This is a genomic window from Luteolibacter algae (assembly GCF_042683045.1).
Classification (GTDB): domain Bacteria; phylum Verrucomicrobiota; class Verrucomicrobiia; order Verrucomicrobiales; family Akkermansiaceae; genus Luteolibacter; species Luteolibacter algae.
In genome coordinates, this window is sequence record NZ_JBHUIT010000031.1 from 87,067 (window position 1) to 112,872 (window position 25,806).

The 25,806-nt window shown below is 54.5% G+C and carries 22 protein-coding genes; 9 read left to right on the forward strand and 13 right to left on the reverse strand.

All coding sequences use genetic code 11. From position 1 onward, the window contains the following. Positions 1-14: 14 nt before the first annotated feature. The 3 genes from ACFSSA_RS12695 to ACFSSA_RS12705 are packed head-to-tail and all read right to left on the reverse strand — an operon-like array spanning position 15 to position 3,400. Entirely contained in the window at positions 15-1,481 is a 1,467-nt protein-coding gene (locus ACFSSA_RS12695) for a sulfatase family protein (RefSeq protein ID WP_386820856.1), read from the reverse strand. A 24-nt stretch (positions 1,482-1,505) separates the two neighbouring features. Beyond that, positions 1,506-2,855 (reverse strand): FecR domain-containing protein, encoded by a 1,350-nt coding sequence (locus ACFSSA_RS12700; protein ID WP_386820857.1) that lies wholly within the window; start codon positions 2,853-2,855, stop codon positions 1,506-1,508. After that, complete coding sequence (locus tag ACFSSA_RS12705; protein WP_386820858.1) at positions 2,855-3,400, reverse strand: sigma-70 family RNA polymerase sigma factor; 546 nt, start codon at positions 3,398-3,400, stop codon at positions 2,855-2,857. Before ACFSSA_RS12705 ends, ACFSSA_RS12700 begins: the two co-directional genes overlap by 1 nt. A 227-nt stretch (positions 3,401-3,627) precedes the next feature. Here ACFSSA_RS12705 and ACFSSA_RS12710 point away from each other — a divergent pair, with 227 nt between their 5' ends. From ACFSSA_RS12710 to ACFSSA_RS12720, 3 genes are read left to right on the forward strand one after another with little or no spacing between them, the layout of a single operon-like run. Further along, complete coding sequence (locus tag ACFSSA_RS12710; RefSeq protein ID WP_386820860.1) at positions 3,628-5,574, forward strand: alpha-amylase family glycosyl hydrolase; 1,947 nt, start codon at positions 3,628-3,630, stop codon at positions 5,572-5,574. A 48-nt stretch (positions 5,575-5,622) separates the two neighbouring features. Next, positions 5,623-6,108, forward strand: coding sequence for a 5-(carboxyamino)imidazole ribonucleotide mutase (gene purE / locus ACFSSA_RS12715; RefSeq protein ID WP_386820861.1), 486 nt, complete (start codon positions 5,623-5,625; stop codon positions 6,106-6,108). Positions 6,109-6,120: 12 nt separating this feature from the next. Next, complete coding sequence (locus ACFSSA_RS12720) at positions 6,121-7,275, forward strand: 5-(carboxyamino)imidazole ribonucleotide synthase (protein WP_386820862.1); 1,155 nt, start codon at positions 6,121-6,123, stop codon at positions 7,273-7,275. A gap of 26 nt (positions 7,276-7,301) precedes the next feature. Here ACFSSA_RS12720 and ACFSSA_RS12725 read toward each other — a convergent pair whose 3' ends face one another. Both ACFSSA_RS12725 and ACFSSA_RS12730 read right to left on the reverse strand, forming a co-directional pair. Further along, positions 7,302-10,496 carry an efflux RND transporter permease subunit gene (locus ACFSSA_RS12725; protein WP_386820863.1) on the reverse strand — a complete coding sequence of 1,065 codons (3,195 nt, stop codon included), beginning with the start codon at positions 10,494-10,496 and terminating at the stop codon, positions 7,302-7,304. Between the two features lie 50 nt (positions 10,497-10,546). Next, positions 10,547-10,960 (reverse strand): RrF2 family transcriptional regulator, encoded by a 414-nt coding sequence (locus tag ACFSSA_RS12730; protein ID WP_386820864.1) that lies wholly within the window; start codon positions 10,958-10,960, stop codon positions 10,547-10,549. Between ACFSSA_RS12730 and cysE the strand changes: the two genes are divergently transcribed. Then, positions 10,959-11,816, forward strand: coding sequence for a serine O-acetyltransferase (gene cysE / locus ACFSSA_RS12735; protein WP_386820865.1), 858 nt, complete (start codon positions 10,959-10,961; stop codon positions 11,814-11,816). The genes ACFSSA_RS12730 and cysE overlap by 2 nt on opposite strands. A 12-nt stretch (positions 11,817-11,828) precedes the next feature. Continuing rightward, positions 11,829-14,300, forward strand: a complete 2,472-nt coding sequence (locus tag ACFSSA_RS12740; RefSeq protein ID WP_386820866.1) for an MFS transporter — start codon at positions 11,829-11,831, stop codon at positions 14,298-14,300. Here ACFSSA_RS12740 and ACFSSA_RS12745 read toward each other — a convergent pair. Continuing rightward, positions 14,250-15,764 carry an SUMF1/EgtB/PvdO family nonheme iron enzyme gene (locus ACFSSA_RS12745; RefSeq protein WP_386820867.1) on the reverse strand — a complete coding sequence of 505 codons (1,515 nt, stop codon included), beginning with the start codon at positions 15,762-15,764 and terminating at the stop codon, positions 14,250-14,252. The genes ACFSSA_RS12740 and ACFSSA_RS12745 overlap by 51 nt on opposite strands. Further along, positions 15,761-16,825 (reverse strand): tetratricopeptide repeat protein, encoded by a 1,065-nt coding sequence (locus ACFSSA_RS12750; protein WP_386820868.1) that lies wholly within the window; start codon positions 16,823-16,825, stop codon positions 15,761-15,763. The genes ACFSSA_RS12745 and ACFSSA_RS12750 overlap by 4 nt, the downstream gene beginning before the upstream one ends. A gap of 80 nt (positions 16,826-16,905) precedes the next feature. Here ACFSSA_RS12750 and ACFSSA_RS12755 point away from each other — a divergent pair, with 80 nt between their 5' ends. Further along, positions 16,906-18,282 carry an SLC13 family permease gene (locus ACFSSA_RS12755; RefSeq protein WP_386820870.1) on the forward strand — a complete coding sequence of 459 codons (1,377 nt, stop codon included), beginning with the start codon at positions 16,906-16,908 and terminating at the stop codon, positions 18,280-18,282. Here ACFSSA_RS12755 and ACFSSA_RS12760 read toward each other — a convergent pair. The 3 genes from ACFSSA_RS12760 to ACFSSA_RS12770 form a co-directional block, all read right to left on the reverse strand. After that, complete coding sequence (locus ACFSSA_RS12760; protein WP_386820871.1) at positions 18,277-19,317, reverse strand: 3'-5' exoribonuclease YhaM family protein; 1,041 nt, start codon at positions 19,315-19,317, stop codon at positions 18,277-18,279. The two genes, ACFSSA_RS12755 and ACFSSA_RS12760, sit on opposite strands and share 6 nt — an antisense overlap. A gap of 618 nt (positions 19,318-19,935) precedes the next feature. Beyond that, positions 19,936-20,883 (reverse strand): sensor histidine kinase, encoded by a 948-nt coding sequence (locus tag ACFSSA_RS12765; protein ID WP_386820872.1) that lies wholly within the window; start codon positions 20,881-20,883, stop codon positions 19,936-19,938. Further along, a complete protein-coding gene (locus ACFSSA_RS12770; protein WP_386820873.1) occupies positions 20,880-21,440 on the reverse strand; it encodes a hypothetical protein in 561 nt (186 codons plus the stop codon). Before ACFSSA_RS12770 ends, ACFSSA_RS12765 begins: the two co-directional genes overlap by 4 nt. A 309-nt stretch (positions 21,441-21,749) precedes the next feature. Here ACFSSA_RS12770 and ACFSSA_RS12775 point away from each other — a divergent pair, with 309 nt between their 5' ends. Further along, entirely contained in the window at positions 21,750-22,016 is a 267-nt protein-coding gene (locus ACFSSA_RS12775; protein ID WP_386820874.1) for a hypothetical protein, read from the forward strand. 521 nt (positions 22,017-22,537) lie between these two features. After that, on the forward strand, positions 22,538-23,053 hold the full coding sequence (locus ACFSSA_RS12780) for a hypothetical protein (RefSeq protein WP_386820875.1): 516 nt from the start codon (positions 22,538-22,540) through the stop codon (positions 23,051-23,053). 80 nt (positions 23,054-23,133) lie between these two features. On the opposite strand, the gene ACFSSA_RS12785 is transcribed toward ACFSSA_RS12780, so the two are convergent. The 3 genes from ACFSSA_RS12785 to ACFSSA_RS12795 form a co-directional block, all read right to left on the reverse strand. Next, positions 23,134-24,009 carry an MYG1 family protein gene (locus ACFSSA_RS12785; protein ID WP_386820877.1) on the reverse strand — a complete coding sequence of 292 codons (876 nt, stop codon included), beginning with the start codon at positions 24,007-24,009 and terminating at the stop codon, positions 23,134-23,136. A 127-nt stretch (positions 24,010-24,136) separates the two neighbouring features. Then, a complete protein-coding gene (locus tag ACFSSA_RS12790) occupies positions 24,137-24,814 on the reverse strand; it encodes a L,D-transpeptidase (RefSeq protein ID WP_386820878.1) in 678 nt (225 codons plus the stop codon). Between the two features lie 83 nt (positions 24,815-24,897). Continuing rightward, positions 24,898-25,344, reverse strand: a complete 447-nt coding sequence (locus ACFSSA_RS12795; RefSeq protein ID WP_386820880.1) for a hypothetical protein — start codon at positions 25,342-25,344, stop codon at positions 24,898-24,900. 174 nt (positions 25,345-25,518) lie between these two features. Between ACFSSA_RS12795 and ACFSSA_RS12800 the strand changes: the two genes are divergently transcribed. Further along, positions 25,519-25,803 carry a 4a-hydroxytetrahydrobiopterin dehydratase gene (locus ACFSSA_RS12800; protein ID WP_386820881.1) on the forward strand — a complete coding sequence of 95 codons (285 nt, stop codon included), beginning with the start codon at positions 25,519-25,521 and terminating at the stop codon, positions 25,801-25,803. Positions 25,804-25,806: the final 3 nt, after the last annotated feature.

A 25,806-nucleotide genomic window follows, 5' to 3' on the forward strand; every position in this document is an offset into this window, starting at 1 on the left:
TCTGCGGGTGGCGACTATTTCTTTTTCAAATGTGACTGATATTCTTCAAAGCGCTCCGGACGATACTCATCAAAGATCTTTCCTACACCTGTCACACGCGGATCGCCCTGTTGATGCAGCCGCTCGAACAAAGCTGTTTTCATCTCCTTCATTTTTGAGGCGTATTCTGGATGATCCGCCAGGTTGACAAGGCATTCGGGATCCTCCGCTACGTTATACAGCTCCTGCTGTGGGCGTTTTCCGTAGCACAATTCATATTCCCTGGAGTTTTTGTGACTTGCCACTGCGGATTTTGTGGGGCTGCCATCGGTATCCGGGAAGTTCGCTTCCGGAGTGCCCGCCGGCCAGCGGTCCGGCTCGAAATTGTGCATGTAGACAAAAGCACCTTGGTGGTAGCTGCGGACGGGATAGCCCCAACCGTTCGGGCGGGCGATATCATTGCGCTCACGTCCCGTCAGGACATCGTCTCTGCCGGAGACCCGATCCTCGAAAAAGTCAAAGAGGCTGAGGCCTTCGATCGGCTGCATGCCGGATTTCGCCGGGTCAATCCCCGCGGCCTCAAGAAAGGTGGGTGCGATATCGATGAAACTGGCGAACTGCTCACAGCGCCGACCAGGATTTACGATTTTGCCCGGCCAGCAGACAGCAAAAGGGATGCGGGTGGCGAACTCGTGGGGATGGCCTTTGTAGCGCGGAAATGGCATGGCATTGTCCGAGGTGGCGATGATAAGGGTGTTGTCCAGCTCGCCCGCTGCCTCCAGCGAGCGGAGAATTTTTCCAAGATGTTCATCGAAATACTCGACCTCCAGTGCGTAATCCAGAATGTCGTGTTTCACACTTTCGGAATTTCCCCAGAAGGACGGGAGGAAATCGAGATCGTCGAGGCTTTTGCCCGCCCTGTGGCCGCTCCGGAACTCGTAGCCGCGATGCGGCTCCTTTGAGCCATACCAGAAGAAGAACGGTTGATCCGAAGGCTTGGCCGCTAGAAACTCCTCGAAGTTCGCGGCGTAGTCATAGGCTGCGAGTCCTTTCAAAGGAGGATCTTCCACCAGGATTCGATTGTATTCCCGGCCGGTGAGATCCCGCCCCTTGGGGTGGATGCCCGGGTTCCAACCCTTACCTGTGTAGCCGGAGAAATAGCCGTTGTTTGTCAATGCCTCCACATAGCTCAGGAATTTTTCGGGCCAGACCGGTTTGTGATTCGCTGCGCCTTCCAGCTGCCACGGGTTGCGGCCGGTGAGCATGACCGCCCGGGAAGGTGCGCATTTGCTGCTGGGGGTATACATTCGGTCGAAAAGCAGGCCTTTTTCCGCGATCGAGTCGAAATTCGGCGTTTTGACAAACTTGTAACCGTAGGCACTGGCGTGTGACATGTCGTCCGCGCAAACGAAAAGAAGGTTCGGGCGGGAAGATGTGTCGGAGAGCTCTGCGGCACGGAGCGGAAGCAAAAGGAGAAAGAATAGGCTGAGAAGTGATTTCATGGGGCGGGTGTTGCTTACGGGCTTTTACGGAGTCTCTTTCATCACCAGCTTGAGAAATGGGCCGGAAGCTTCAGGATGCGAATCCGTAGCAAACGCATGGACCAAACCAGTTCCCTTGCCGCTGATTTCCGCACTTTCCCGGATCAGAAGCATGGTCACGAATCCATTGCCATCTGCCTTCAAGAAGTTCAGCAATGCATCTCCTTCGATTCCATATTGTCCTGTCTGGCGGCTGCGGGGGATCTCAAAAGTTCCCAATAACACGCAGTCTTCCGGCTGGGGAGCTTCTTCCCATTTCAGCTTTTTATCAAAGAGCTCCTGGCTTTCCTCGGTGACGCCATAAATTGAAAACCGGTTTGTCACAGGGAGCCTTGTCGCGAAACCGATGCCGCAGGGAACTTGGTTCAACCATAATTTGGCCTTTTTCACCTTGGTGAAATCCACCTTGTCGATTTTAAAGGACATCAAGGCGCGGCGTTCCTGTGGTTTTTCCGTGGCAATATGGCGGACCATCAGGAAATCCGGATGAAGCTGTTTTGCCCGGTAATTGTTTCGAACAACAGATGTGGTTCTGCCTTTTGTATTGATCCGTATCGTCTCCGGACCCTTGTTGATTTCCTTCTCCGGAAGCTGTTCGAGATATGAGGTAAGTTCGCCAGCGGAAGCGGATGCCGATTGCTCGGTCTTCAAATACACTTCCTTTCCCGATGAAGGGATGTGGACGGAAATCTCACCCTTAAGGACCTCGAAATTGGATTTTTTGGAGGATTGAGAAACTGTTACCGCAAATTTGGTTCCGTGATCGACGGCATAACCGTTGGGGGTATCGATGATGAATCCTATGGCTGGCTTCGGGACATCAACCACGGCGGAGCCGGCCAGCAGCTTGCCGCGCATCGGAGTTTCCAGAATCAAATCCGCCGGGGCTTCCATGGTGAGCTCCGCGCCCGAGTGGAAGCGGATGGTAGCGATACCCGTCGTGAGTTTCAAACGGCCTGCGGTGAGGTCCGAGCCGGGGAGAGTGGGGAGTGAGCTTTCCCAAGAAGCATTTTCCACGGAAACCAGCCGGGCGATAATGCGGGGCTTCGAGAAATGCATGAAGCTTATCCCGGCGAGTATGGTAACTGCCGCGGCAATGCCCACGCTCCATAGCAGCTTGGGGAGCGAGAGCTGGACAATATTACCGTTCCCATCGCCTTCGGCAGCGGAAAGTTCTTCCAAGGCGATTTCGCGCAGTCCGGCATCGATTCCCGCTTCACGAATCAAGGTGCGCCGGAGCTCTTTATCCTGCTCCAGCAATGAGTTCAGCTCGGCGGTTTCTTCCACGTTCGCCTGGCCGGAGAGGTAGCGGTAGATGAGTTCTTTCGGTTTCATTAATTGGCTTGTTGATCGACGGAGCGGTGGACGCAGAGAGAGAGCTTTTCCCGGAGCCGACCGAGCAATTTGTAGAGCGAGTTCGCGGATTTTCCGCTTTCTTCGGCAAGAACCACGACCCGTCCGTCTCCGTAATAAGGGGCCAGGAGTAGCTCGCGGTGCGGTTTGGAAAATTTTTTGAGGCAGCTGCGTAGCGCGCGCATGGCAGAAGCATGTTCCTCGGCATCGAAGTTATCGGCTTCCTCGGCCAGGAGCTCCAGCACGCCGGGTGTGAAAATATGTTTGTCCCGCCCCAGCTTTCCTAGCTCCGAAAGGCATTTGAAGCGCACAATCACCTTCGCCCAAGGTAAAAATCCGGCTTCGTCTTCAAGATGGTCGATCTTTTTCCAGATTGTCAGGCTAGCCTCCTGGATCGCCTCATCGACAAGTGTCCAGTTCGGCAAAAGTGATCTCGCAAATGCCCGGAGTGCGGGCTCGTGCTGCATGAGAAGCCGCATGAAATCACTTTCATCGAGAGTCTTTTTATGTGGGCCGTTAGCGGACATGCTGCCTATTATTCCTCAAAACCGGCGCACCTGCCGCAATATTCTGGCCACGGGGTAGGTTTTCAAAAGAGTTGAGGAGAAAATACAGCGACGGTGTTGAAATGGCCACAATGGAAGCCGGAAGGATGCCGCGGATTTTTGCCAATTCGTTGCCAAATCACAGATAGCTGGCATAGTCTCTGCGGGGTGAATCAGGTCGCTCCATCCTCTTACTGCCTGTCTAATACATGATTACCTATACAGATACCACTCCCACCGCCCGCGAAAGCCGGCTGACGCTTGCCCGCTTGCTTCCCCGCCTACACAAGGCTTTTCCAGAAGAAGTCGGCACCGCCGAGTGGCAGGCATTTGAGTCGAGATTGGATGATCATTTCCCGACTCTTTTTGATTTGCTCTGGCGCATTTACGGCCCCGGATATGATTTCTTTTATCATGTGGAGGCGATCCTTTCCACGGCGGCACATTCCTGGCTGGAGCGCGATGGGGATCTCAAAAGTCTGGACGCGATCCGTGAGGGACATCCGCACTGGTATCAGTCAAATCGCGTCGTAGGAGCGATGGCTTATGTGGATCTCTTCTCGAAAGATCTGGCAGGTCTGCGGGAGCATATCTCCTATCTGAAGGAACTGGGCGTGACCTATTTGCATTTGATGCCGATTTTCAAAAGCCCCGAAGGTGATGACGATGGTGGTTATGCGATCAGCAGCTACCGTGATTTGGATCCGGCGATAGGCACGATGGAAGATCTGAGGGAGCTGGCGGCGGAGCTTCGCCAGCAGGGGATGTCTCTGGTGCTGGATTTCGTCTTCAATCATACTTCGGACGAGCATGAGTGGGCGAAAAAGGCGCTCAAGGGCGACGAAGAGTTTGCCAGCTATTACCGGATGTATCCAAATCGGGAGGAGCCGGATCAGTATGAGAAAACCCTCCGTCCTATTTTCCCGGATGCTCATCCGGGATCCTTCACTTATCGGACCAGTGTTGGAAAGTGGATTTGGACAACCTTCAATAACTTCCAGTGGGATCTGAACTACTCCAATCCAGATGTCTTCAATGCGATGGCGGGGGAGATGCTTTACCTCGCCAATGCCGGGGTGGAAATGCTGCGTATGGATGCCGTGCCGTTTCTCTGGAAGGAAAAAGGAACTTCCTGCGAGAACCTTGAGAAGGCCCATCAGCTCATCCAGGCATTCAATTGTCTGGCCCGTATCGCGGCGCCGGCCCTGATTTTCAAATCGGAGGCAATCGTCGCCCCGGACGAGATCAAGAAATATGTTTCGGAGGAGGAATGTCATCTTTCCTATAATCCACCATTGATGGTCCAGCTCTGGAACTCGATCGCTACGCGGGACTCACGCATTCTTTCGCATTGCTTGCCCAAGCGTTTCGAGCTGCCGAAAGGGTGCTCATGGGTCAATTACGTCCGCTGCCATGATGATATCGGCTGGGGCTTTGAAGATAGGGATCTGTGGGAAATCCAGGTAAATCCTCACGATCACCGCTGGTTCTTGAACCGCTTTTTCTCCGGAGAGGGCGATAGCTTCGCGCGGGGAAAAATGTTCCAGCATAACCCGCAGACAGGCGACGCACGTATCTGCGGGACCACTGCTTCGCTATGCGGCCTGGAGAAAGGGATCTATGAAAAAGATGATTACCAGATCGAGATGGCGATCAGGCGAATCCTTCTGCTCCATGGAATCATTTTCACGATGGGAGGAATCCCGTTGATCTACCTTGGTGATGAAATCGGCCTCACCAATGACTACGATTACATCCAGGATCCGGGCAAGGATGGCGATGATCGCTGGATGCACCGCCCTCAATTTGACTGGGAGAAAGCTGAACGGCGTAAAGACCCCGATTCGATCGAAGGGCGGATTTTTACCGGGTTCCTCAAGTTTTCCCAGATCCGGAAAAACAACCAGGCTTTCCAGGAATGCCACACGGAATTTGTCGATACGGGCAATCCCCATGTCTTCGCCTACTTCCGCAGTTATGGTGGACAGAGCGTGCTGTGTCTGGCGAATTTTTCGGAACATGAGCAGGACCTTTCCGCAACCCGGCTCCGTCAAGTGGGGATGCGCAAGACGTTTACCGATATCGTGGCTGGAAAGAGTATTGTAGCGACGCAAAAGCTGACGCTGGAGCCATTGCAGTTCGCCGCGTTGATGTGATTGGCAAGATATTGACGTTCGCCCATCGGCATAGCAGTCTGTCGGCTCATGAGTGTTGGTATTATTATGGGAAGCACGTCGGACTGGCCGACGATGGAGCACGCTGCACGGGTGCTGAAGGATTTCGGAGTTCCGTATCATGCTGAGGTCGTCAGCGCCCACCGCACACCGGAGCGACTGGTTGAATATGCGAAAGGTGCCAAGGAAAACGGCCTGAAATGCATCATCGCCGGTGCTGGCGGGGCTGCCCATCTTCCCGGGATGGTGGCAGCGATGACAGAACTGCCCGTTCTTGGCGTGCCGGTCGAGTCCAAGGTTCTGAAAGGCGTGGACTCCTTGCTTTCGATCGTGCAGATGCCGGCGGGCATCCCGACAGCTACTTTTGCGATTGGTAAAGCCGGCTCCACCAATGCCGGCCTGTTTGCAGTGGCAATGCTGGCGGTAAACGACGCCGAATTGGCAGAGAAGCTTGCAAACTTCCGCAAGGCCCAGACCGCCAAGGTCTCCGAGGCGGTCCTTCCCGAGCTCGATTGAAATTTTCTGAATATGTCAGCTTCGGTATTTTTTCCTCTGGATAAGCAACAGGCAGTCGGTGTGATCGGCGGCGGCCAATTGGGTCGTATGCTTGCTCTCGCGGCCCGTCGCATGGGTGTCCGTTCGGTCGTCTGGACAGGTGGGCTCGAGGCTCCTGCTGTCGAGGTAGCGGATGATGTCATTGATCTACCTTTCGATAGTCCGGAGGCGCTCGAGCAATTTTGTTCGTTGGCCACAGTCGCCACCGTAGAATTTGAAAACATCCCTTTGGCTACTCTGCAGGGAGTGGAAAAATGCATCGGCTTGTTTCCTTCTCCATCTGCCGTCGGGATCTGCCAGAACCGCGAACGCGAAAAAAACTTTCTGCGCGAACACGGGATCCCATGCACTTGGTTCCGGGTGATCGAGACATTGGACGATCTCCGCTCCGCGATGGCAGAGCTAAATGGCCCGGGAGTGCTGAAGACCGCCGCATTCGGATACGATGGAAAAGGCCAGCTCAAGCTTGAAGGAAATGAAGATCCAGCCAGTGCTTGGGAAGAGTTCGGGAAGCAGCGGGCGGTGCTCGAGGGCTGGGTTCCCTTTGAAAAAGAAATTTCTGTGATGGTGGTGCGCGCTGCTGATGGAGAGGTGAAAACCTATGACCCTGCGGAAAACCGCCACCGGAAGCATATTCTCGATGTCTCAATCGTGCCCGCTAGAATTTCTCCTGAAACCTCGGCGAAAGCCCGGGAACTTGCCCAACAAGTAGCCGTGGCTCTGGATTACCGGGGCATTCTTGGTGTGGAGTTTTTCGTAAATCACGATGGCTCGCTGGTGGTCAATGAGATGGCTCCAAGGCCGCACAACTCCGGGCACCATACACTGGATGCCTGTGCGACCTCGCAGTTCGAGCAGCAGTTACGCGTTGCCCTGGGCCTGCCGCTTGGTTCCACAAAGCTGGTTTCTCCTTGCGTGATGCTGAATCTACTAGGCGATTTCTGGCCAGCGGAGACGCAGCCGCCGGATTGGACAAATCTGATGAAAACCGATGGTTCGGTGTTACACCTCTACGGAAAACGCCGCGCCACTGGGATGCGTAAGATGGGTCATGCGACTCTATTGGGCAACGATGTGGACGCAATTCTCAAGGATGTGGAGTGCCTGAAAAACGGTTGGCTTGCTTGATAACCGAGGCAGAGCCCGCCGATCTTTTAAGATTCGGCGGTTTGTCCCGTATCCAGCTCACTTTCCGGAGCAGGTTTCCCGTTCGGGTAGCGCCACCAGTTCCACGCTTTACCCAGAATCATCCGAATTTCCTCGGCGACCAAGTAGGACGATGGGATCAGATACAGGGTAATGGCCGTTGCAAACAGAATTCCGAAGGCAAGCGAAGTCGCCATCGGAATTAGCAGTTGGGCCTGTAATGACCGATCGAAAAGCAGAGGGATCAACCCGGCGAACGTTGTGGCGGAAGTCAGGAAAATCGGGCGGAAGCGTCGTGTGCCGGAATGGATGACAGATTCCACGAGATCTTCGCCAGCCCGCGTTTTCTGATTGATGAAATCCACCATCACCAGCGAGTCATTCACCACCACTCCCGCCAGCGCGAGGATTCCGAAGATCGACAGATAGGAAGGAGTGATGTCCATGAGAATATGGCCGAACAACGCGCCGATTGCGCCGAACGGCACGGCAAGCATCACGAACAACGGCTGGTAGAGAGAACGAAACGGGATGGCAAGCAGTGCGTAGAGCACCGTGAACAGAGCGATACTGCCGTAAATAGAGCGTTTTCTCGTCTCTTCGTGATCCGCCACGTAGCCCGTGTAGCGCCAGGATAAATCATGGTAGTTATTGACGATTTTATCGATTTCCGGGGCAAGGGTATGAGAGATCGCGACAACATCCACCGTTTCATCGACAGGCTTTGCCTTGATGGTGATGACCTGCGAACCATCGATCCGCTGGATGTTCGAGCGGGCTTTGGCATAAGTCGCGCTGGCAACGGTATAGAAAGGCGCCTCACCGCCGGAAGGTGTGCGGATACGGAGGTGGTCGAGAGTCGAGAGTGACTCGCGCTGCTCCTTCGGTAAGCGGATCATCACCCGGATGTCATCACGCTCGCGCTGGACCCGCTGCGCCTGCTCCCCGAAAAATGCACTGCGGACCTGCCGGGAAAGCTCGCGCTGGGTGAGACCAAGAGCCTCACCTTCGGGGCGGATGGTGATCAGAAGCTCATCGTTTGTGCCACTGGAGTTACTGAACGCACTTTTGATTTCATCGTAGGACTCCAAGAGATCCACAATCTCACGGCTGACATCGTCCTTTTCATCGGTGTCCGGACCTCTGAGCTCGATTTTCAGCGGCTCCACTTCATTATCGCCGCCCATGCCGCCCCCTCTGTCTCCGATGATATAGAAACTTTGCGCATCAGGGATCTCGCCCACCAGCTCCGTCCAGCGCGCGGCAATTTCGCTATTCTTCGGTCCGGGCTCGACCCGTTTTCCCGGGTCTGTGATCCCGATGACCACAAATCCCATCTCGGGCTCCGCGTTATTATTGCCGGACCAGCCGCCGGATGTTGTCAGGACATCATTGATCACGGATTTCCCCGTGCCGGGATCGATAAACTCCTTTTTCAGCTGATCGACGGCGGAAGTGATCTGCTGGACGCGTTCTTCCGTGATCTCGACTTTCGTATCGGAAGGCATGCGAAGCGCGGCAACAATACGGTTCCTGTCAATGGAAGGCATATTGACAAATCCCATCTTGCCGGAGGTAAAATATCCCACCGATGCCAGACCGACCGCCAGGAATAGCGCAAGGGTGATGTAGCGATGCCTGGTGCTGAATCTGAGGCTCGGCTCGTAAAACTTTGTCACAAAATCTTCCAGGCTGTTGGCAATGCGCTTTTGGATACGCTCCAGCTTGTTGAACTTTTTGCGCCGGACTTTGACGTGCTTCAGGTGGCAGGGCAGGGCTAGTTTTGACTCGATGAGTGAAAAAACTAGAACGGCGGCCACGATCGGTGGTATCTGTTTGGTGAATGCCCCGTAGAATCCATCGAAGAACATCAGTGGAATGAAAGCAACAATCGTGGTGATTACCCCGAAGGTAACGGGTGTGGCGACTTCCAATGTCCCTTCTGTGGCAGCATCCAGCGGATCTTTCCCCTCCTGCAGCTTGATGTAGACGTTCTCCGCAGTGACGATGGCATCATCGACGACCAGGCCGAGAACGATAATAAAGCCGAAGATGGACATCACGTTCGCGGTCAGGCCCACGAATGGCATAACGATAAATCCGCCGGCAAATGCGACCGGGATACCGATTACCACCCAGAAGGCGAGCATCGGACGGAGAAACAGCCCGAGAACAATAAGAACCAATAATCCACCTTGAAGCATGGAGGTAAGCAGAGTGCCAAGCCGCCCTTCCAACTCTTCGGAAGAGTCATCCCAGACGGAAAGCGAAATGCCCTCGGGGAAACGCTCGTGGGCGGTTGCGACGTATTTTTTGACCTTTGCGGCAATCTCCAGCGCGTTTTCATCTCCCAGGCGTAGCACTTCCACCAGGAGACACGGCTTGCCATTGAAATACATGATCTTGCTGCCGTCCTCGAAGCCATCGGAAACCTTGGCGACCGTGCCAAGAGTGACTTCAGAGCCTTTTTGGTTGCTGATGACGATGTTTTCAAAGTCACTGCGCGTATAGGCTTGGCCACGGGAGCGGATGGTGAGGGAGCCTTCATCTGTCTGGATTCTGCCGGCGGGTAGGTCGATGGAGGATTTTTGGATGGCGGTGGAAAGGTCCGCGAGAGTGAGGCCGTAATCGCGCAATCGCAACGGATCCGCCTCGATGGCGATTTCAAGGGGGGCGTTGCCCAGAACACCTGCTTGGGAGATGCCTTGCATGGCGATGAGATCATCGCGGACGGATCGCGCGGCACGCAGCAGATCGTCCTGACTCATCTCACCCTGGACAGCGATTTTGATGACATCGAACCACTGGCTGCTATCGGGGATGGAAACATTAGGTGGCTCGGTCTCGGGGGGGAAGCTATTGATTCGATCGACGCGGGTTTTCACTTCTTCGAGAAGGCCCTTGAGATTCCTCTTGGACTCGGAAAAAACGATGACCCGGGCATTGCCGCTGCCGGCGCGGGACTCGATGGAATCAATGCCGGATACTCCTTCCAGCGCTGCTTCGATCGGTAAGACTACAGCCTTCTCCACATCCGCCGGGCTGCCCCCGCGATACGGCACATTGATGACGATTTGATCGGGCTGAAAGGATGGCTGCACTTCCATGGCCACTTTTTCCACAGCGGACCAGATACCCCACGCAAGAATGCCGAAGAGCAGGAAATTAGCGGCGATATCGTTTCGGGCGAACCAGCGGATCATTGGAGGGGGAATACGGGGAAAAAATCTCTTATTTTACAAATACCTCGGGATTAGATGTAGAACATCGGATCACTCGCTTGGGCCGACAGCGACTCCAGGGTAACTTTTTCGAGATTTTGGGCCAGTTGCTCCGAAATATCTTCCCATGCCCGTTTTACGGCGCCGCCGGACTCTCCTTGGGCAAGTGCGGTATTTTGTAGCTGGGAGGGCTCCACGGCATCGACAATCTGTCGCAGGGTGATGCTGTCGGCAGAACGTGAGAGTGAATATCCTCCGGAGGCACCGCGGCGGGATTCGATCAATCCGCCCCTGCGAAGATCATTTAAGATTTGCACGAGGAAGTTTGCGGAAACAGCTTCGCGTTGCGCGAGTTCGTCAAGACGGGTAAGAGTCTTTCCGTCATAGGCCTTCGCGAGTTGTACAAGCGCCCTACAGGCATATTCTAATTTTTGGGAAATTTTCATGAGCGATAGAGAGCAAACGGCGGTGGGAAAGAGTGGAATGAAGTTGTGCCAGGGGGAAGCAGCGAATTTGGAAAACCTGTGGATGCGGCTGAGATCGGAAGCGGGACGGTTATGGAATGAAGAGGAGGGGCTGCGGGCTCTGGTGGATGATGTGGTGCTTTCCCGGGATAGCTTCGCGAAAAGTCTTTCCGCACGGCTCAGCCGTCGACTGGCCAGGGAGGACATGCCGAGGGAAATCATGGAGCCTTTGATCGAGGAGATTTTCACACAGCATGATCACATTGCAAGATCGTGCAGCCGTGATCTATTGGCAATGTTCGAGCGGGATCCCGCCTGCTTTTCTCCGCTGGAGCCTTTATTGTTTTTCAAGGGTTTTATGGCACTGTGCACCTACCGCGTGAGCCATCAGCTCTGGCAGGACGGGCGGCGCTGGCTGGCGCTCTATTTCCAGAGCGTTTCATCGGAAGTTTTTGCCACGGATATTCATCCTGCCGCGAGAATCGGTTGCGGGATCCTGCTGGATCATGCGACGTCCTTTGTCGTCGGAGAAACGGCGATCATTGAGGATGACGTATCGATTCTCCATGAGGTGACGCTGGGAGGAACAGGAAAGGAAACCGGCGACAGACATCCCGTCATCCGGTCCGGGGTATTGATCGGAGCCGGCTCGAAGATCCTTGGCCGTGTCGAAATCGGCACACAGGCGAAAGTGGGTGCGGGGAGTGTGGTGCTCAATGATGTGCCGCCGCATACGACGGTGGCCGGTGTGCCGGCAGTGGTCGTAGGGGAGGCCCGTGAGCTCAATCCGGCTCTGGAAATGAATCAGAAGCTCGATTGCCGCGGCGCACACATTTAATTTTCTACTGAGATGATAATTCCGGACGAACCCGAAGGTGAGCCGACCAAACGGCAATGGATGGGTTACTGGAGCATGATCGTCCAGCAGACCCAGAACGCCTTCAATGACAAGGCCGCCCAATTCATTCTGATCCCACTGGGTGGAGCGGTGGGCTTCAGCGTAGAATCCTGGGCCGGGCTGATGATTGCCTTACCGTTTGTGCTTTTTGCCCCTTTGGCGGGGTGGATGAGCGATCGATATTCCAAGAAAAATGTAATCCTTGGAGCGGCGGTCGCACAGGTCGGTATACTCGCTCTGATTTGTTTGGCGGTCTTTTTGAAAAACCTGCCTCTCGGGCTGGTCGGATTCTTTCTGCTAGCGGTGCAGTCTGCCTTTTTCAGTCCGGCCAAGATAGGTATCAACAAGGAATTGGTCGGCTCGAAACATCTTGGTTTTGCCGCTGGTGTTCAGCAGATGACCGCAATGCTTGCGATCCTGGCGGGCCAGGTGGTGGCCGGCTGGTGGTATGATTACCGCTATAGGGCTCTGGGTTCGGTCTCGGAAATTGCCTGGCAGGCTGCATTCTTGCCCTTGCTGATTCTGGCATGCTGCTCGGTTCCCGCCGTGTTCATGGCGCTTGCGATCCCGAGGGTATCTGCCCATGGAGGCGCGAAACTCAGCGCAAAGCTGCTTGTCAGCCATTTCAAAGATGTTCGCGAGCTCTGGGTTGATAGAGGGCTCAGACAAGCTTCCCTGGGCGTCGCTTATTTCTGGGGCTTTGCGTCGTTTATCAATCTATGGTCCGTTAAGGTGGCGAAGTCTCTTACCGATGGTGGCGAAGGCTTTGGGACGCTTTCATCGATGTTTATGGCATCCGCTTCGCTGGGGATGGCTCTGGGCTTCGGCTATGCTTCCTGGTTGCTCCGGAAAAAGATCGAGCTTGGCTGGGTTCCCCTGGCAGGTCTCGCGATGACAGTGACGGCCCTTGTCCTGGCATTTCTCACGCCGGGGGGCTGGCCGTTTTTGGTCTGCCTCGGGATGTTGGCATTTTTTTCAGCATTGTTCCTTTCGCCGCTCAATGCGTGGATGCAGGATCGATACCCCGCGAACAAGCGCGGTGAGCTGCAGGCCGCTGTGAACTTGCAGGATTGTTTTGCGGGGATCAGTGCGGTGATCGCCATTGAGATCATGATCCGGGTGGCAGCCGCTGTGGGACTCACAGAGCTGGAAGGCTATCGCGGACAAATGCTTGCCGTAGCGTTGTCCTGCGGCTTGATGACATGGTTCATCGTTCGGTTACTGCCTGCGGACATGATCCGGCTGGTGTGCCTCGCGATCGTGAAAACGCTGTATAGGATCAAATTCAGTGGCACGGAGCGTCTTCCCGCGCACGGCGGGGCGTTGATTCTCCCCAATCATGTTTCCTACGCGGATGCGTTTTTCATCTCTGCGGTATCCGAGCGGCAGGTTCGCTTCGTGATGGATGAGACCTTTATGGCGAGCCGTCTGATACGTCTTTCGGCAAGACTTTTCGGCACCTTATCGATCCGGCGCGATCAACCCCTGGAGGCAATCAGAAAGACGATTGAAGCTTTGGAAGCGGGTCATTTGGTTGTCCTTTTTCCGGAAGGGCAGTTAACGCGGACGGGCGGGCTTTGCGAGCTTGAGAGAGGCTTTGAGCTGATCGCACGAAAGGCAAAAGTCCCTGTTTTTCCGCTCTGGGTGGATGGATCATGGGGCTCGATCTTCTCTTACGAAAGAGGACGTTTCTTTAGAAAAACCCCGTATCGCATCCCCTACGGTCTGTCGATCGCAGTGGGAGAGGAAATCCACAATCGTAAGTTAACCTGTGAGCTGGTGCAGCAGGCCATGATGAAAACTTCCGGCGAGGCGATTGCGAATCGATTTTCCGGAAAAGGAACCGCGGAAACCTTTAACGGCTATCAGCTTACCCAGCTTGAGGCATTGCCGAGAGGCTGTGTCATCCGGATGCTGGAAGAAGACAGGCAGCAGTTGGGAATTGATGCGGTTCTGATTTCGTTCGCGTCCCAAACCGGCGGAAAATTCATCAGCGAAAGCGCGTTCAGCGCGGAGGATGGCGCGATCTGGGTAGGCGGGGAAGCGTTGAGAAAGCGATTGGCATCCGCTGATTTCAGCCGCAAGACGGTCCGATTTTTCGATTTTGGATCCAGTGCACTGATCCCCGTCAGATTGGAGGGGCTGGTCCACCTGCCCTGCCTGTCGGTTGCGGGAAAAATCGTTAGTATGTCGCTGCCTCACCCGCCAAAACCGTCGGAGCGGAGCCCATTTCAAGCAGGATACAAGGCTGGCTCACGTGGCAAATTGCTCCCCGGCTGGTATCTAGAGGATGGAAAGCTCTATCCCGGAGGGCTCAGCCTGCCGCCGGGAATGGAAATTGATTCCGAGAGTTTTCTGGTTTCCGTGGATTTCCTACTCGATGTCCATACAGATCCGGAAGCCGAGATCGGCGCGGCGCAGTGAGCGGTCCTCCACCCATTCGCGGGAGGCGGCGCCTTTGCTGGGCTTGAGGTAAGAGCCCCCTGCAAGGACCCAGAGAGGAGTGCCGAGCGGGTTGGATGGAGTGGGGCGGGGTTCGCTGGTCCACTCCGCCACGGAGCCAGCCATTGCTAGCAGTCCATTGGAAGTGCGGTCCTGGATTTGCTCGTCCACCGGAAGCCAGTCGCTGATGGGGATGGCGGATGGGACTTTCGCGCCTGTCATCAGGGCACTGAACCACTGCTCCTGAGTTGGCAGAAAGCCACGCTTCCACTTTGCGTAAGCATAGGCATCCCACCAGTCGACTCCGACCACCGGGGTATGAATGCTAATCTCGTGTCCGCCCCATTCGGCCGATTCTGTCGCTGCTGCAAGTAGCGAGTCCCAGTTATCCGGAATATGGTCGGTTTTTTTCTCCGGCTGTTCCGGATGATCGAAGGTTGTTTCTTTCCCAGATTCCGAAAGCAGAGAGAGTCTTTCCAAAAATTCCGCATACTCCCCGATCGTCACCTCATAGGCCGATATGCGGAAGCTATCGGTGCGGAGTCTCATCCCATCCGGTGTGATATGGCGGCCAGCCGGGATCATGATGAGATCCGGCTTTTTCACCTCGGAGGCCCGGGTCGGCTTTTTCTTTCCCGGGATCAGAAAGATACACAGAGCAAGGATTCCCAGAATGATTGCGATGACTCCGACAAATCCGCTTTTTTTCCCCGGTAGGAGAGCGGAGGTCGCCGGAGCGGGCATCTCCGTCGGGTCGGTAAGCTGCTGCTCGATCTGCTCGCAGTAACCGCGGACTTGCGCCCATTGCAAAGGTGCCTCGATTTGTTCTCCGCGCATCCATGCCAGCAGGGTGAGACAGCGGGTCGCTCCGGGTTTTTCTGTATCGAGCAGTGCCTGGTAGCTGGTGCCGAAGCGGGTCACATCCCGGGATGATTGCCCCGGAAGAGAGCTCCCGCAGATGGCGAGATTTTTAATGCGTATCACATCATGCGAGTCCACATGGACATCTTCCAGTCCCATGGGGGAAGTCGCGTTATCATGTGTTTCGTGGTAGATATTGGCTTCTGCCACGCGCCGTAGAATATGGACAAAGCGCACTGGCTGAATTTTTTCTCCTGCCTTGAGTCTTTGCTCAAGAGTCTCTCCCGGGAGTAACTCTTGAGCAAAAAAACAACGGCCGTTTTCTCTGGAAGCCTCGTAGATGGAGCCGACGAGGGGATGCTCCACCGCAGCCTTCGCCCGCACATCCGCTAGAAAGGAATCGCAGTCCTCCATGGCTTCTTCCTTGAGCTCCTCGATCAATACCATCCGGCCCACGGATTCCTGTTCCGCCAGCCATGTTCTGGTTTTCTCTGTTTCCGAGATACATTCGCGAGGAATGTAATCTCCGTATGTGTGTTCATTGGTCACGTCAGGCATACCCGGGCGGTGAGAGGAATATTTCACTCTGAAGGGAGTGGATTGAGAAGCGGGATATCGGGATCGAAATTTGGAGGGAGGATGTCCTGATCCAAAAATTCCGGGAAATCGCTGCCCGGGTTTCCGGCGGGGGCGGTCTGGCCGATGCGTGCGGCGAGATCGCGCGGCCACGCCTGCAGATCGAGGACCTCGCCCTTGTATGTCAGGGTGACGACTTGCCCGTAGTAGCTCAGGTCTCCAAATAGATGTGCCGTCTGTGTATCCCTGGCCGGAATCTTATAGTTCATCCTCAGGGTCTCCTCTCCACCCTGCCAATCGAAGGGTAGTGAAACCCAATCTGCCTCCGCCCAGGAGGTATCCTCGAGCTGAACGATCTGTCCTTTGTTTGTTTTATTGAAAAAGGTTACCGCGACCTCGATGTCCTGCGCGTCGATCTCCTGGCCGGGCGCTTTCTGCACCGGCACGGTTAGAACCACCCGTTCACCGCCGGGGGCCTTTGGATCCTTGAAAATCCTGACACGCCCCAGAGCTACTTTGCCCAGCATGTCGGTCGGTTGCTCGAAGCCGTCGCGGAGCTTCTGGGCCGCTTGTTTGTAAAGCTCTCCGGCACCTTGAATACCCATCTGGAAGACCTGCTCGTAGTATTGAGCCGCCTTGTCATTTACGCCCATAAGCTCATGGACGACTCCCAGTTCAAAAATAACCGTGGGATCATCCGGGGACTCCTTCTGTGCCTCTTCAAGCTTCACGATGGCCATTCCCATATCTCCGGCTATGCGTGCCTGGCGGGCCTCGGTGACGAGTCGCTCGGAGCGTGGATCCGCGATGCTTGGCTCGACAATTTCCTCCGGCTCCGGCACGGGGGGGAGCTCTGGTTTGGGCCGTTCCACGATGGCCTTCCGCGGTTCGCTGGCGACAGGCACTTTGATGCGGATGGGCACGAGTTTTTCGACTTCCTTTTCGACGATCCGCACCTTCTTGCCTTCCTCGAATCTAACGGCAAGAGCAATGCCGGAGATTAAAAGCTGAGAAAATGCCATCACTGCCAGTGCGCAACAGGCAGTTATGAAGACGCGGTTTCCTTTCATCGTCCGATGAGAGTGTCGAAAAATTACCGAACCGTCAAATTTTGTGTTCTACCGAAGGATAGGAGGTTTGAATCGGTCTCATGAAGATTCTCGGTGCCGTCTTTTTATTCGTGGTTATGGCGTGGTTGGTGCCGTTTTCCAGCGAAGGACCGGCGATGGCTGGTCTTGATGCGGATAGCGTGAGAATCGGGTTGGCGGTGTTTTTCTGCATCGCATGGCTTTGGCTTTCCGAGGCCTTGCCTCTTCCCATTACCGCATTGCTGGTCCCGGTTTTGGGGGCTGCGGCGGGATTGACGGGTTTGAAGGAAGCTCTGGCGGCTTTTTCGGCACCTGCCATCTATTTGTTTTTCGGAGGGTTCGCCCTGGCATCCGCATTGTCGGCGCAAGGCTTGGATCTCTGGCTTGCCGGAAAGCTAGGAAAACTGGGCAGGGGAAATTTTATCTCCGTAGCGGTTTGCCTTTTTTTGGGGACCGCAGTGCTCTCGATGTGGATGAGTAACACTGCGACGGCAGCGATGATGATTCCGCTCGCAGTGGGTGTTTTGAATCAGTTCCGCAAGATTCAGCCTGGGGAAGTCCTCCCGGTGGGGAATACGCATTTTCTGCTTCTGGGACTGGCCTATTCAGCAAGTATCGGAGGATTGGGCACAATTGTTGGCAGCCCACCGAATGGAATTGCGGCCAAAGCGCTGGGGATAAGTTTTGCCGGTTGGATGAAATTCGGCATTCCCGCAGTGGTCGTGTTGTTGCCCGTGATGATCGCGGTATTATATGTGCTGTTGAAGCCGGCCAGGCTATCGATTCGGGACGGGGAGGTTTCCGCCGGCTGCGAAACATTTGAGTTTACCCGTCCCAGACGGCTGACGTTGGGAATTTTCTTTCTGACTGCCGTAGCCTGGATCTTCAGTGGAAAAATTGGCTCTTATCTGGGAATTGAGGATACTGATACATGGATCGCACTGCTGGCAGTGGTTGCAATTTCGATGATGAAGGTTGTCAGCTGGAAAGAGATTGGTGAGGGAACGGATTGGGGGGTGTTGTTGCTCTTCGGTGGAGGCCTGGCTTTCAGCGGTATCCTCGGGGCTTCCGGTGTCAGTCTCTATCTTGCGAGAACTTTGGAGGCGCTTCTTGATGGGTGGCCGCTATGGGGGATCGTAGCCGCTGTGGTAGGTTTTGTGATTTTTCTCACGGAGCTTTCCAGCAATACGGCGAGCGCGGCACTATTCGTGCCCATTTTTTACTCGCTTGCCATCGCCGCGGACCTGCCGCCGGGGAAATTGGTTCTGCCGCTCGCGTTGGCTGCTTCATGTGCATTTATGATGCCCGTCGGCACTCCCCCCAATGCGATTGTCTACGGCACCGGAAGGATCGAGCAAAGGGCGATGATTCGCGTAGGATTCGCGCTGAATCTATTGTTCATCGTTTTGATCACCATATTCGGGATGCTGTTTTTATAATGCGGGTGTATCGTTCTCAAACTCTCTGAGTGGGCGGACGAGATTGGCCGGGAGCGGGAAAACCCGGTCATAAATCCCGGGCGCCACTTCAGTCGCCTGTGCGTAGGCATCGCGAAGCATCTCCATCTTGGCATCGAGATTATCGATATGGTGGAGCGCGTGTGCCTCGGGAGTTTTTGGTAAAACCGGAGAGCCGAACTCCAATGATCCATGATGGCTTCCAATAAGGTGGAGCAAGTGCATCCGGACATCCTCGGTGGCGGGTTTGGAAGCGGAGAAGTCGTTGAAAACCGAGCTCTCGATCAAATCCCGCCACAATTTATTGACCAGCTCGATTCCCAGCGGGATATGGCCGAGCATTTCCCCATGCATTGAGTGGATCTGTCCAAACCCATCTTCTGGATAGGTATTTTCCCAGAGTTTCCCGCAATCATGGAAAAGCACTCCGGCGATCATCAAATCGCGGTTCAGCTCTGGATAGATGCCGCAGATCAAATCAGCCGCGCGCATCATTTGAGCGACATGTTCCACCAAGCCTCCACGGCGCGCATGATGATTTTTCCTCGCGGCCGCCGTCCGCCGAAAACGCTCGCCCATGGTCACGAAAAAGTGCGAGCAAAGTAATTTCAGACGTGGATCAATGATGGAATCACAAAGCCTTGTGATATCGGCAAAATCCTTTTCCTGCTTTTTCCGCACCACCGGATCACCCGCCAGAAAATCCGCGATCGCGCTATCGTCCAGTCTGTGCCAGCTGACGTTGTTCCCATTGATGCCATATTGATTCTGCGTCCATTCGCCTTCAAGCCGCACAATCGCCTGAAGAGGGAGCTCTTCTGCCTCCGGGTAGAGCGGCGTTTCCGACCAGATTTTGAGATTCAGAAAGCCCGTGGAATCCGCGAACATCAGATCAAGATACGGCTTGCCGCCTTTGGTTGTTTTGGTAGCGCGGGATTGGAGCTGTGCTGCGACAACTGCTATCAACGGCACCTCGCCAGCCTGGTCCTTAAGGCTCGAAATCGATATCACACTCATGGAGTGAGGCTGGCATCCGCACTTTTTCTGTCACGAAAAATGGCACCGGTTTTGGAATCGGCAGGGGGAGCATTTCCTCCGGTGCGGGGGTTGGTCCCGAGGACCAATGGGCATACTATTGGATAGTAGACGGAAAGTCCGCCGCTGGAGCTAAATTACCGCGATGAAAAAATCATTAATTAAATCCGTGTGTAAACCACTGCTAATACTAAGCGCCGTTTCCGCTTCGTCCCCGGCCCTGGGAGCCTTGAATATCACAAGCCTGGAGACTGCGCCGACTTCCAATGTTTACCTCTCCAGTTCTACAAGCAACGGATCTTCCTTCCGGGTGACCCGGCTGAGCGACGACAAAGAGACGGCCAATAATGCTACAGCAAGAACTTTCGGTTTCACGTTCCCGACCGTCGATGCGACGACCGTCCAGTCATTGACCCTCAAACTCAGCGACAGTTCGGTAAGCGCGAACGCCAACCGCCCGGATATCGTGATCGCCTTGATGAAGGACAATGGGAACCCCAGTGATACCAATACAGCAGCCCTGGGAAATACTCCGATTTTTACCCAGACCTACACAGCGACAGGAGCCTTCACTGCAGATAATTACCTGACGTTTGGGATTCATATCTCTTCTGGGTTCCATCCATTGGTCCGGGGCACTTTCAGTATGACGGATGTGCCGGCGGAATCGCTATTTATCTCCAAGGTTCCGCCGATTTGGTTGGCGCGCTCATGCATTCCGAGTATGCCGAAGTGCTCGGTTTCGGCCACGTCATTTGGAGAAAATTCCAGCCCGTCGTTCTGTATGGAAAGGGTCAGGGATTCTTCTGTGTAAGACAGATCGAAGCGGATTTTTCGCGGCTTGCCATGGCGGACCGCATTGGAGGTAGCTTCCGATGCAATCCTTAAAATGTGTCGCTCGATCTGCAGGCGGAGTTTTCTCTCCTGGCCGGAACAGTGCGCTTCGAATTTCGCATCGCATGACTCGGCAAGAGGCTGGATCGTCTGGACGACAGCATGATAGAGGCTTGTTTTTTCAAGCAGCCCGCCACGGAGTTCGCTTATCGAAGCACGGAATTCTTTGCGGCAGTGGCGGAGCATTCCCTTTGCCAGCTCCAGGGAGCGTAGTCCCTTTTCCGGTTGGGACTTGATCTGCAGCCTGCAGTTATCCAGCAACATGGTCAGGCCTCCCAGGGCTTGCTCGAGCGTATCGTGCAACTCGCGGGCAATCCTTTGGCGCTCTTTCAAAATGGATTCTCGTTTGATCTGATCGGAGATGATTCTTGTTTGAGCCGTCACCCGCTGGCGTAGCAATGTGATCCAAACCTGGAAGGCTACGATGAGTAATGTTCCTACGGCTATTGTCCAGAGCATGACCGTGGGCGTCCACCATGGTGCGGCTTCCAAGACGCGAATGTCCTGCATTCCTTTTACCTGAAGCCAGAAGGATTGATCGAAGCGTTTGGCGATTCTGTGTTGACTGCGATTGAGGTGGCAGATGCCTGTGAAACGCAATGTGGCTCCCGGTTTCACACTTGCTGGCAGGGTCACTCCGGGAGGTGATCTCACCTCGAAAAGATGGTCGTGGCTCCTACACCAGATTCCCGCCCGGCTTTTCTCAAGCTGGATGGAATTGACTCCAAAGGTGGGAAGATCCAGCCGAGGTAGGCGTAATCGCTAATTACAATTCTAGGGATGAAATTGCCGGAATGTGTGGTGCCCTGCAGCCGGAAACGCGCACCGGGAGTCAGATGCTCGATCGTTCCGGCTTTGACGGAAAATTGTGCGAAAATTCCTTTCTCACCATCTGTGACGAACGCTCCGTTGATATTTGGATGGAAATGAGTGATCTGGACTTCCACATCCACCGGGAGAGGGGAGGATATCTTCTCGAAATCCAAGGTTCTGATTTCCTCCAAGGATGTTAGTGGGCTGATCGTGGGTTGTTCCGCAAAAGCTGGTTGGAGTGGTAGCAAAATGCTCAGTATCGCATAAACCACCAAGCAAAACTTGTAGCGACTCGAAAGAATGCCGAGGTCCCGGAGCCTGGTGATCTGGACAAAGTCCTCTTCCTGTCTCCTGTGAAATACCGGATCGCCAGCCTGTTTCTTGAGACTAGAAATCATCGGAAAATTCATCGGTTGAAGTTGTCACGCCTGCCCTTGCTGTCACGCATATATCGAGCATCCAGACACCGTGATGACACAAGTTTTCTATCAATGTTTGAGCCGGCTGCTCTGCATTAGCTCCCGTATCTGTTCCAGGCTCAGGGCCTCATCCGCCACGAACACTTCGTCGATCCAACCCCGGAAAAATAGCTTGTCCGATTTCACTCCCGGCCTTCCCGCGAGGTTTTTACCAAGCTGCAGTTTCACTGCTTTCCTGCTTTCGATATCTGTATCGATGTTTCGGGTGCTTTTTACTTCTGTTTGGATGTGAAGTCGCTGGAGGTCACCAAGCTCCGGGCCGACGAGGCCGACAAAGAAGGCATCCACTCGGACCTTTCCGGTTATCACGGAAAAGGGCTCTACAGCGGCCAGGGCAGACTGATCTATACCAATGATGGTGAACACGGATCCGAAGCGCTGAAAGATCCCACAATCCCTTCCGGCTGCCTAGCTGAATGGGACGGAAAAGCGGAAAAATGGACGGTCGTGCGCCGCGCACAGTTTGCCGATGTCACTGGTCCCGGAGGAATTTAAGGGAATGAAAATCCCGAAACCGATCCTGTCTGGGCGATCGGCTGGGATACCCGCTCGCTCATCCTCATGGTTCTGGAAAATGGCGAGTGGCATTCCTTCCGCTTGCCGAAATCCAGCCACAGCTACGATGGTGCCCATGGATGGAATATTGAGTGGCCCCGGATCCGAGAAATTGGCGAAGAGGATCTTTTAATGACGATGCACGGCATGTTCTGGCGTTTCCCGAAAGATTTCTCCCCGCACAGCTCCGCAGGTATCGCCCAGGCTACTATGAACTTGATGCGGATATGGTGCTCAGGAAAAACGATGACAAGAAGAGCCTCAGCCGCGTGAAGAAAAAAGCGCCTATCACCGGGGGAGTTGTCCAACGGGATGCTGCCAGCGTCATCATGGTCGATGATAAAGCACGCCGTTGGAGGCTGCCTATGCAATCCGCGTTCTCCGAAAAGGAGCAGTGCCCTTGCGGGTCGCCCGCAAAGTCGTCACAGAGCGCAACCTGCTCAGCGTGGACGGAACATTCTATGAACTCCCGGCGACCAATGCCGGCGGGTTTTCCGGACTGCGCCCGATCAGCACCCACGACAGGCGTCACCGAATTCGCCTCCTACCGGGGACTCATGGTTCTGTCCGGCATCTCCCCCGACGCCACGGAAAATCCCCACATCATCCGCTCGGGCGATGGCAAAGCAGCCGTCTGGGTTGGCTCAATCGACGATCTCTGGAGCTTGGGGAAGCCACGTGGAAAGGGAGGCCCGTGGCTGGATACGAAAGTGGAAAAAGACAAAGCATCCGATCCCTATCTTTTAGCCGGCTACGACAGGAAAAAGATTTCACTCGAGCATGATTCCGGCACCTCGGTCGATTTTCGCATCGAAGTAGATCTCACCGGCATGGGCGACTGGGTGACTTACGACACCATCTCCGTTGCCAGTGGAGAATCGGTTGAGCACATATTCCCTGATGGTTACAGCGCCTATTGGTTACGCGTGGTTGCCTCCGCTTTCTGCACCGCCAGCGCACAGCTCACTTACGATTAATACGGACCTATGCGGGTAGCGTTTTGCTACCGGTTTCATACGACGTAAACGCCTCATATAATTGGAGCTGCTGTTCTCCTTCAATCGATTGGCTTCCAGCTCTTGGCAAGAAGCTCCCGAACCCGGCCGAGATCCACTGCAGAGGATTTCGCAACAAAGCCGCGAACATGGGCGAAATGCACGTCCTCTTCCGTCTCAATACGGGTAAAGTCCATGCCCAGATGATCATTGAAGCGTGAGAGGGCAAATCCCGAGCCGCGTCGGTCCGGGTAGACCATGGCAACCACCTGCTGGTCTTCTGGAAGGCTGCTGGCATAGCGTGCCAACCCCGATGATGCATCTTCTGAAATGTTTTCGGAGCGAGGGAGGAAGAGCACGCGGAACCTACCGGTCGGGTGATCGATTTCCCAGATTTCGCTGGAGCGGGCGATTTCATTTAAGCGCTCTCTGAGAGATTTCAGGTAACCGATCAGATCGCTGCCTACCCAGCGCATCACTTCCCACATCGGCTCTCCGGGGCGTATTTCGGACATGCCGGCGAAGCGGCGGAGTAACGTGAGATCCACCGTCGAGTTCAGTTTTGCCAAAAGTTCCCGCTCGACTCCCAGCCACGCAGCGGTCTCGACCGGCCCTCGAGTGTCAAACCATTCGGCAACTTCCAGCCAGTCACAGTATTTCCTCGCGTCGTCGTAAAGTTCCAGGTCCATCAGCACGAGGCTCAGGGAACACGTCGGCGGATGGTCCTTGGGAAATTGGTGGTGATCAAAGTTTCCCCGCGAAGCATCGTGCTCCCCACCGACATCCACGACTGCCATATTCGGATTATCCAAATCCTCCTGCGTAGGCTCGCGGCGGAAGACCGGGGCTTCGTTTACTGCGATCAGTAGACAGCAGGCCAAAAACTCATCCTTATGCGAACTGCCGGGATGAGTTAGGATTTCAGAATATTTGCTCATATCTGAGACATGGCAACCTATCCCCCCACGATGCAAGAGGATTCCAAAAATATCGACTATGTGGGCAAAAAAACACGCCGCCCGGAAGCCGGGTGACGTGTCGTGAAAAATTCAGACGATGGTCGTTTTACTCGTAGGATGGCTTTTTGTGGAGATCGAAGGCATCGTCCTTGATGTAGAAGGAGCCAGGATAGTCCGGAAGTGGACCCGCATCCGGTGGCAATGGCATATCCGCATACTGAGCATCTTCCGACTGGGAGTAGGAGATATTGACGGGAGTGCCGTTGGAAACCAAACGATAGAATTTTGGTGCCAGGTTTTGGTGCATCCGGACGCAGCCGTGGGTGCAGGGAGTATGTTTCACCCAGCCGGTGTGGAAGCCGTAATTCGGCTTGAATTCGCACCAGTAAGGCATCGGCGTGCCTTTGAAGGACCATCCGGAAGGCTTGCTCCTTAGATAGGTTTGTTTCACTTGGTCTCCACTATAGGCATAGCCGTGGGAGTTCGCCCGGTGCTTGTGCTCCTTGTTAAAGATACGGAAGTTGCCCGTTGGGGTGGGAGTGCTGGCTGTGCCGACAGATACCGGCATGGCAAGAAGCATGTCATTACCTTCCATCACGTAGACACGCTGTTTGGAAAGGGAAACCTTTACCTTAACCGCGGAAGGGTTCTTCGGCAATTTGGCCGGTCTGTCGTAGGATTGATAGGCGCTCATACCGCCGCCAGCGGTGTTCATCGAGCAGGAGGAAAAGCCCATCGCAGCGGCAAGACCCACGGCCGCCATCAAGAATGTCTGGTATTTCATAGTTTGGATATTTTCGATTTCAGAATCGTGGCAAGAATGGCTGCTTAATCACTAAATGCAAGCTCGCGACTTACCGCTCGATCCTAGCGCTGGCGCTCCCACTCGTTCACCTTATCGTTTACAAACCAGACGGAACTTTTCCGATACGGGACGTATGTGATTTCTGGACCAAAGCCGCCGCCGAAGCCGGAATAACGATAGGGGCCATAGTAACCGCTGCGATATCCGCCGAAGACATTGTTGGTCACCACAGGCTTCGTGCCGGTGTAATCCCAGCGTTCCATACGGCGGCCATCGCGGAATCCATCCACCTTATCCGCTGGATTTCCCCAGGCGAGGATGACTGCATCCTTGCTCATCCCATTGGCGATTTCCCCGCGGCTAACAAGATCCTGATCCTTTTTGCTCAATCTACCGTAGAGGTGTGGATTCTGATAAATCCGTGATTCCGGCGTGGATGGAGCGCAGGATGACATCAGCAAGGCCGCGGCCCCAGCCAATACGGTAGAGAGAGATAACAGAGACTTCATGATTCACAAACGGTGTCACCACTTGCGGATTTTGCAAGATATGACCGAAGCTAAAAATAGGGCGATTCTTCGGAAAATTCAGGAATTTTCGAGAAAATTCAAAGACGGGCTTGCCAAGCCGGAAACCATGCGGCCAATCTTTGCCCGAACGCATTAAACGAACTCCCTGAATACATGTCCGACCTGCTCGAAGAAGAAGAATTGATCTCCGCACTCAAAAAATGCCCTGAGTGGGAAATTGAGAAAAAATACATCACTCGCTCGTTTGAGTTTGAAGAATTCATGGACGGAATTGACTTCGTGAACAACGTGGGCGAAATCGCCGAAGAAGCTCAGCATCATCCCGATATTACGATCAAACACACAAAGGTGACCTTGAAGCTCACCACGCATGATGTCGGTGGCGTCACAGATCTTGATATTGAACTCGCGCAGCGCGTGGACAATCTCGTCGACTAAAAT

Coding starts and splice junctions, on each gene's coding strand:
- ACFSSA_RS12710 (WP_386820860.1), top strand. CDS start 3,628: ATGATTACCTATACAGATACCACTCCCACCGCCCGCGAAAGCCGGCTG.
- purE (WP_386820861.1), top strand. CDS start 5,623: ATGAGTGTTGGTATTATTATGGGAAGCACGTCGGACTGGCCGACGATG.
- ACFSSA_RS12740 (WP_386820866.1), top strand. CDS start 11,829: ATGATAATTCCGGACGAACCCGAAGGTGAGCCGACCAAACGGCAATGG.
- cysE (WP_386820865.1), top strand. CDS start 10,959: ATGAGCGATAGAGAGCAAACGGCGGTGGGAAAGAGTGGAATGAAGTTG.
- ACFSSA_RS12780 (WP_386820875.1), top strand. CDS start 22,538: ATGAACTCCCGGCGACCAATGCCGGCGGGTTTTCCGGACTGCGCCCGA.
- ACFSSA_RS12790 (WP_386820878.1), bottom strand. CDS start 24,814: ATGAAATACCAGACATTCTTGATGGCGGCCGTGGGTCTTGCCGCTGCG.
- ACFSSA_RS12705 (WP_386820858.1), bottom strand. CDS start 3,400: ATGTCCGCTAACGGCCCACATAAAAAGACTCTCGATGAAAGTGATTTC.
- ACFSSA_RS12760 (WP_386820871.1), bottom strand. CDS start 19,317: ATGAGTGTGATATCGATTTCGAGCCTTAAGGACCAGGCTGGCGAGGTG.
- ACFSSA_RS12770 (WP_386820873.1), bottom strand. CDS start 21,440: ATGATTTCTAGTCTCAAGAAACAGGCTGGCGATCCGGTATTTCACAGG.
- ACFSSA_RS12750 (WP_386820868.1), bottom strand. CDS start 16,825: ATGAAAGGAAACCGCGTCTTCATAACTGCCTGTTGCGCACTGGCAGTG.
- ACFSSA_RS12730 (WP_386820864.1), bottom strand. CDS start 10,960: ATGAAAATTTCCCAAAAATTAGAATATGCCTGTAGGGCGCTTGTACAA.
- ACFSSA_RS12795 (WP_386820880.1), bottom strand. CDS start 25,344: ATGAAGTCTCTGTTATCTCTCTCTACCGTATTGGCTGGGGCCGCGGCC.
- ACFSSA_RS12695 (WP_386820856.1), bottom strand. CDS start 1,481: ATGAAATCACTTCTCAGCCTATTCTTTCTCCTTTTGCTTCCGCTCCGT.
- ACFSSA_RS12755 (WP_386820870.1), top strand. CDS start 16,906: ATGAAGATTCTCGGTGCCGTCTTTTTATTCGTGGTTATGGCGTGGTTG.
- ACFSSA_RS12800 (WP_386820881.1), top strand. CDS start 25,519: ATGTCCGACCTGCTCGAAGAAGAAGAATTGATCTCCGCACTCAAAAAA.
- ACFSSA_RS12785 (WP_386820877.1), bottom strand. CDS start 24,009: ATGAGCAAATATTCTGAAATCCTAACTCATCCCGGCAGTTCGCATAAG.
- ACFSSA_RS12720 (WP_386820862.1), top strand. CDS start 6,121: ATGTCAGCTTCGGTATTTTTTCCTCTGGATAAGCAACAGGCAGTCGGT.
- ACFSSA_RS12725 (WP_386820863.1), bottom strand. CDS start 10,496: ATGATCCGCTGGTTCGCCCGAAACGATATCGCCGCTAATTTCCTGCTC.
- ACFSSA_RS12700 (WP_386820857.1), bottom strand. CDS start 2,855: ATGAAACCGAAAGAACTCATCTACCGCTACCTCTCCGGCCAGGCGAAC.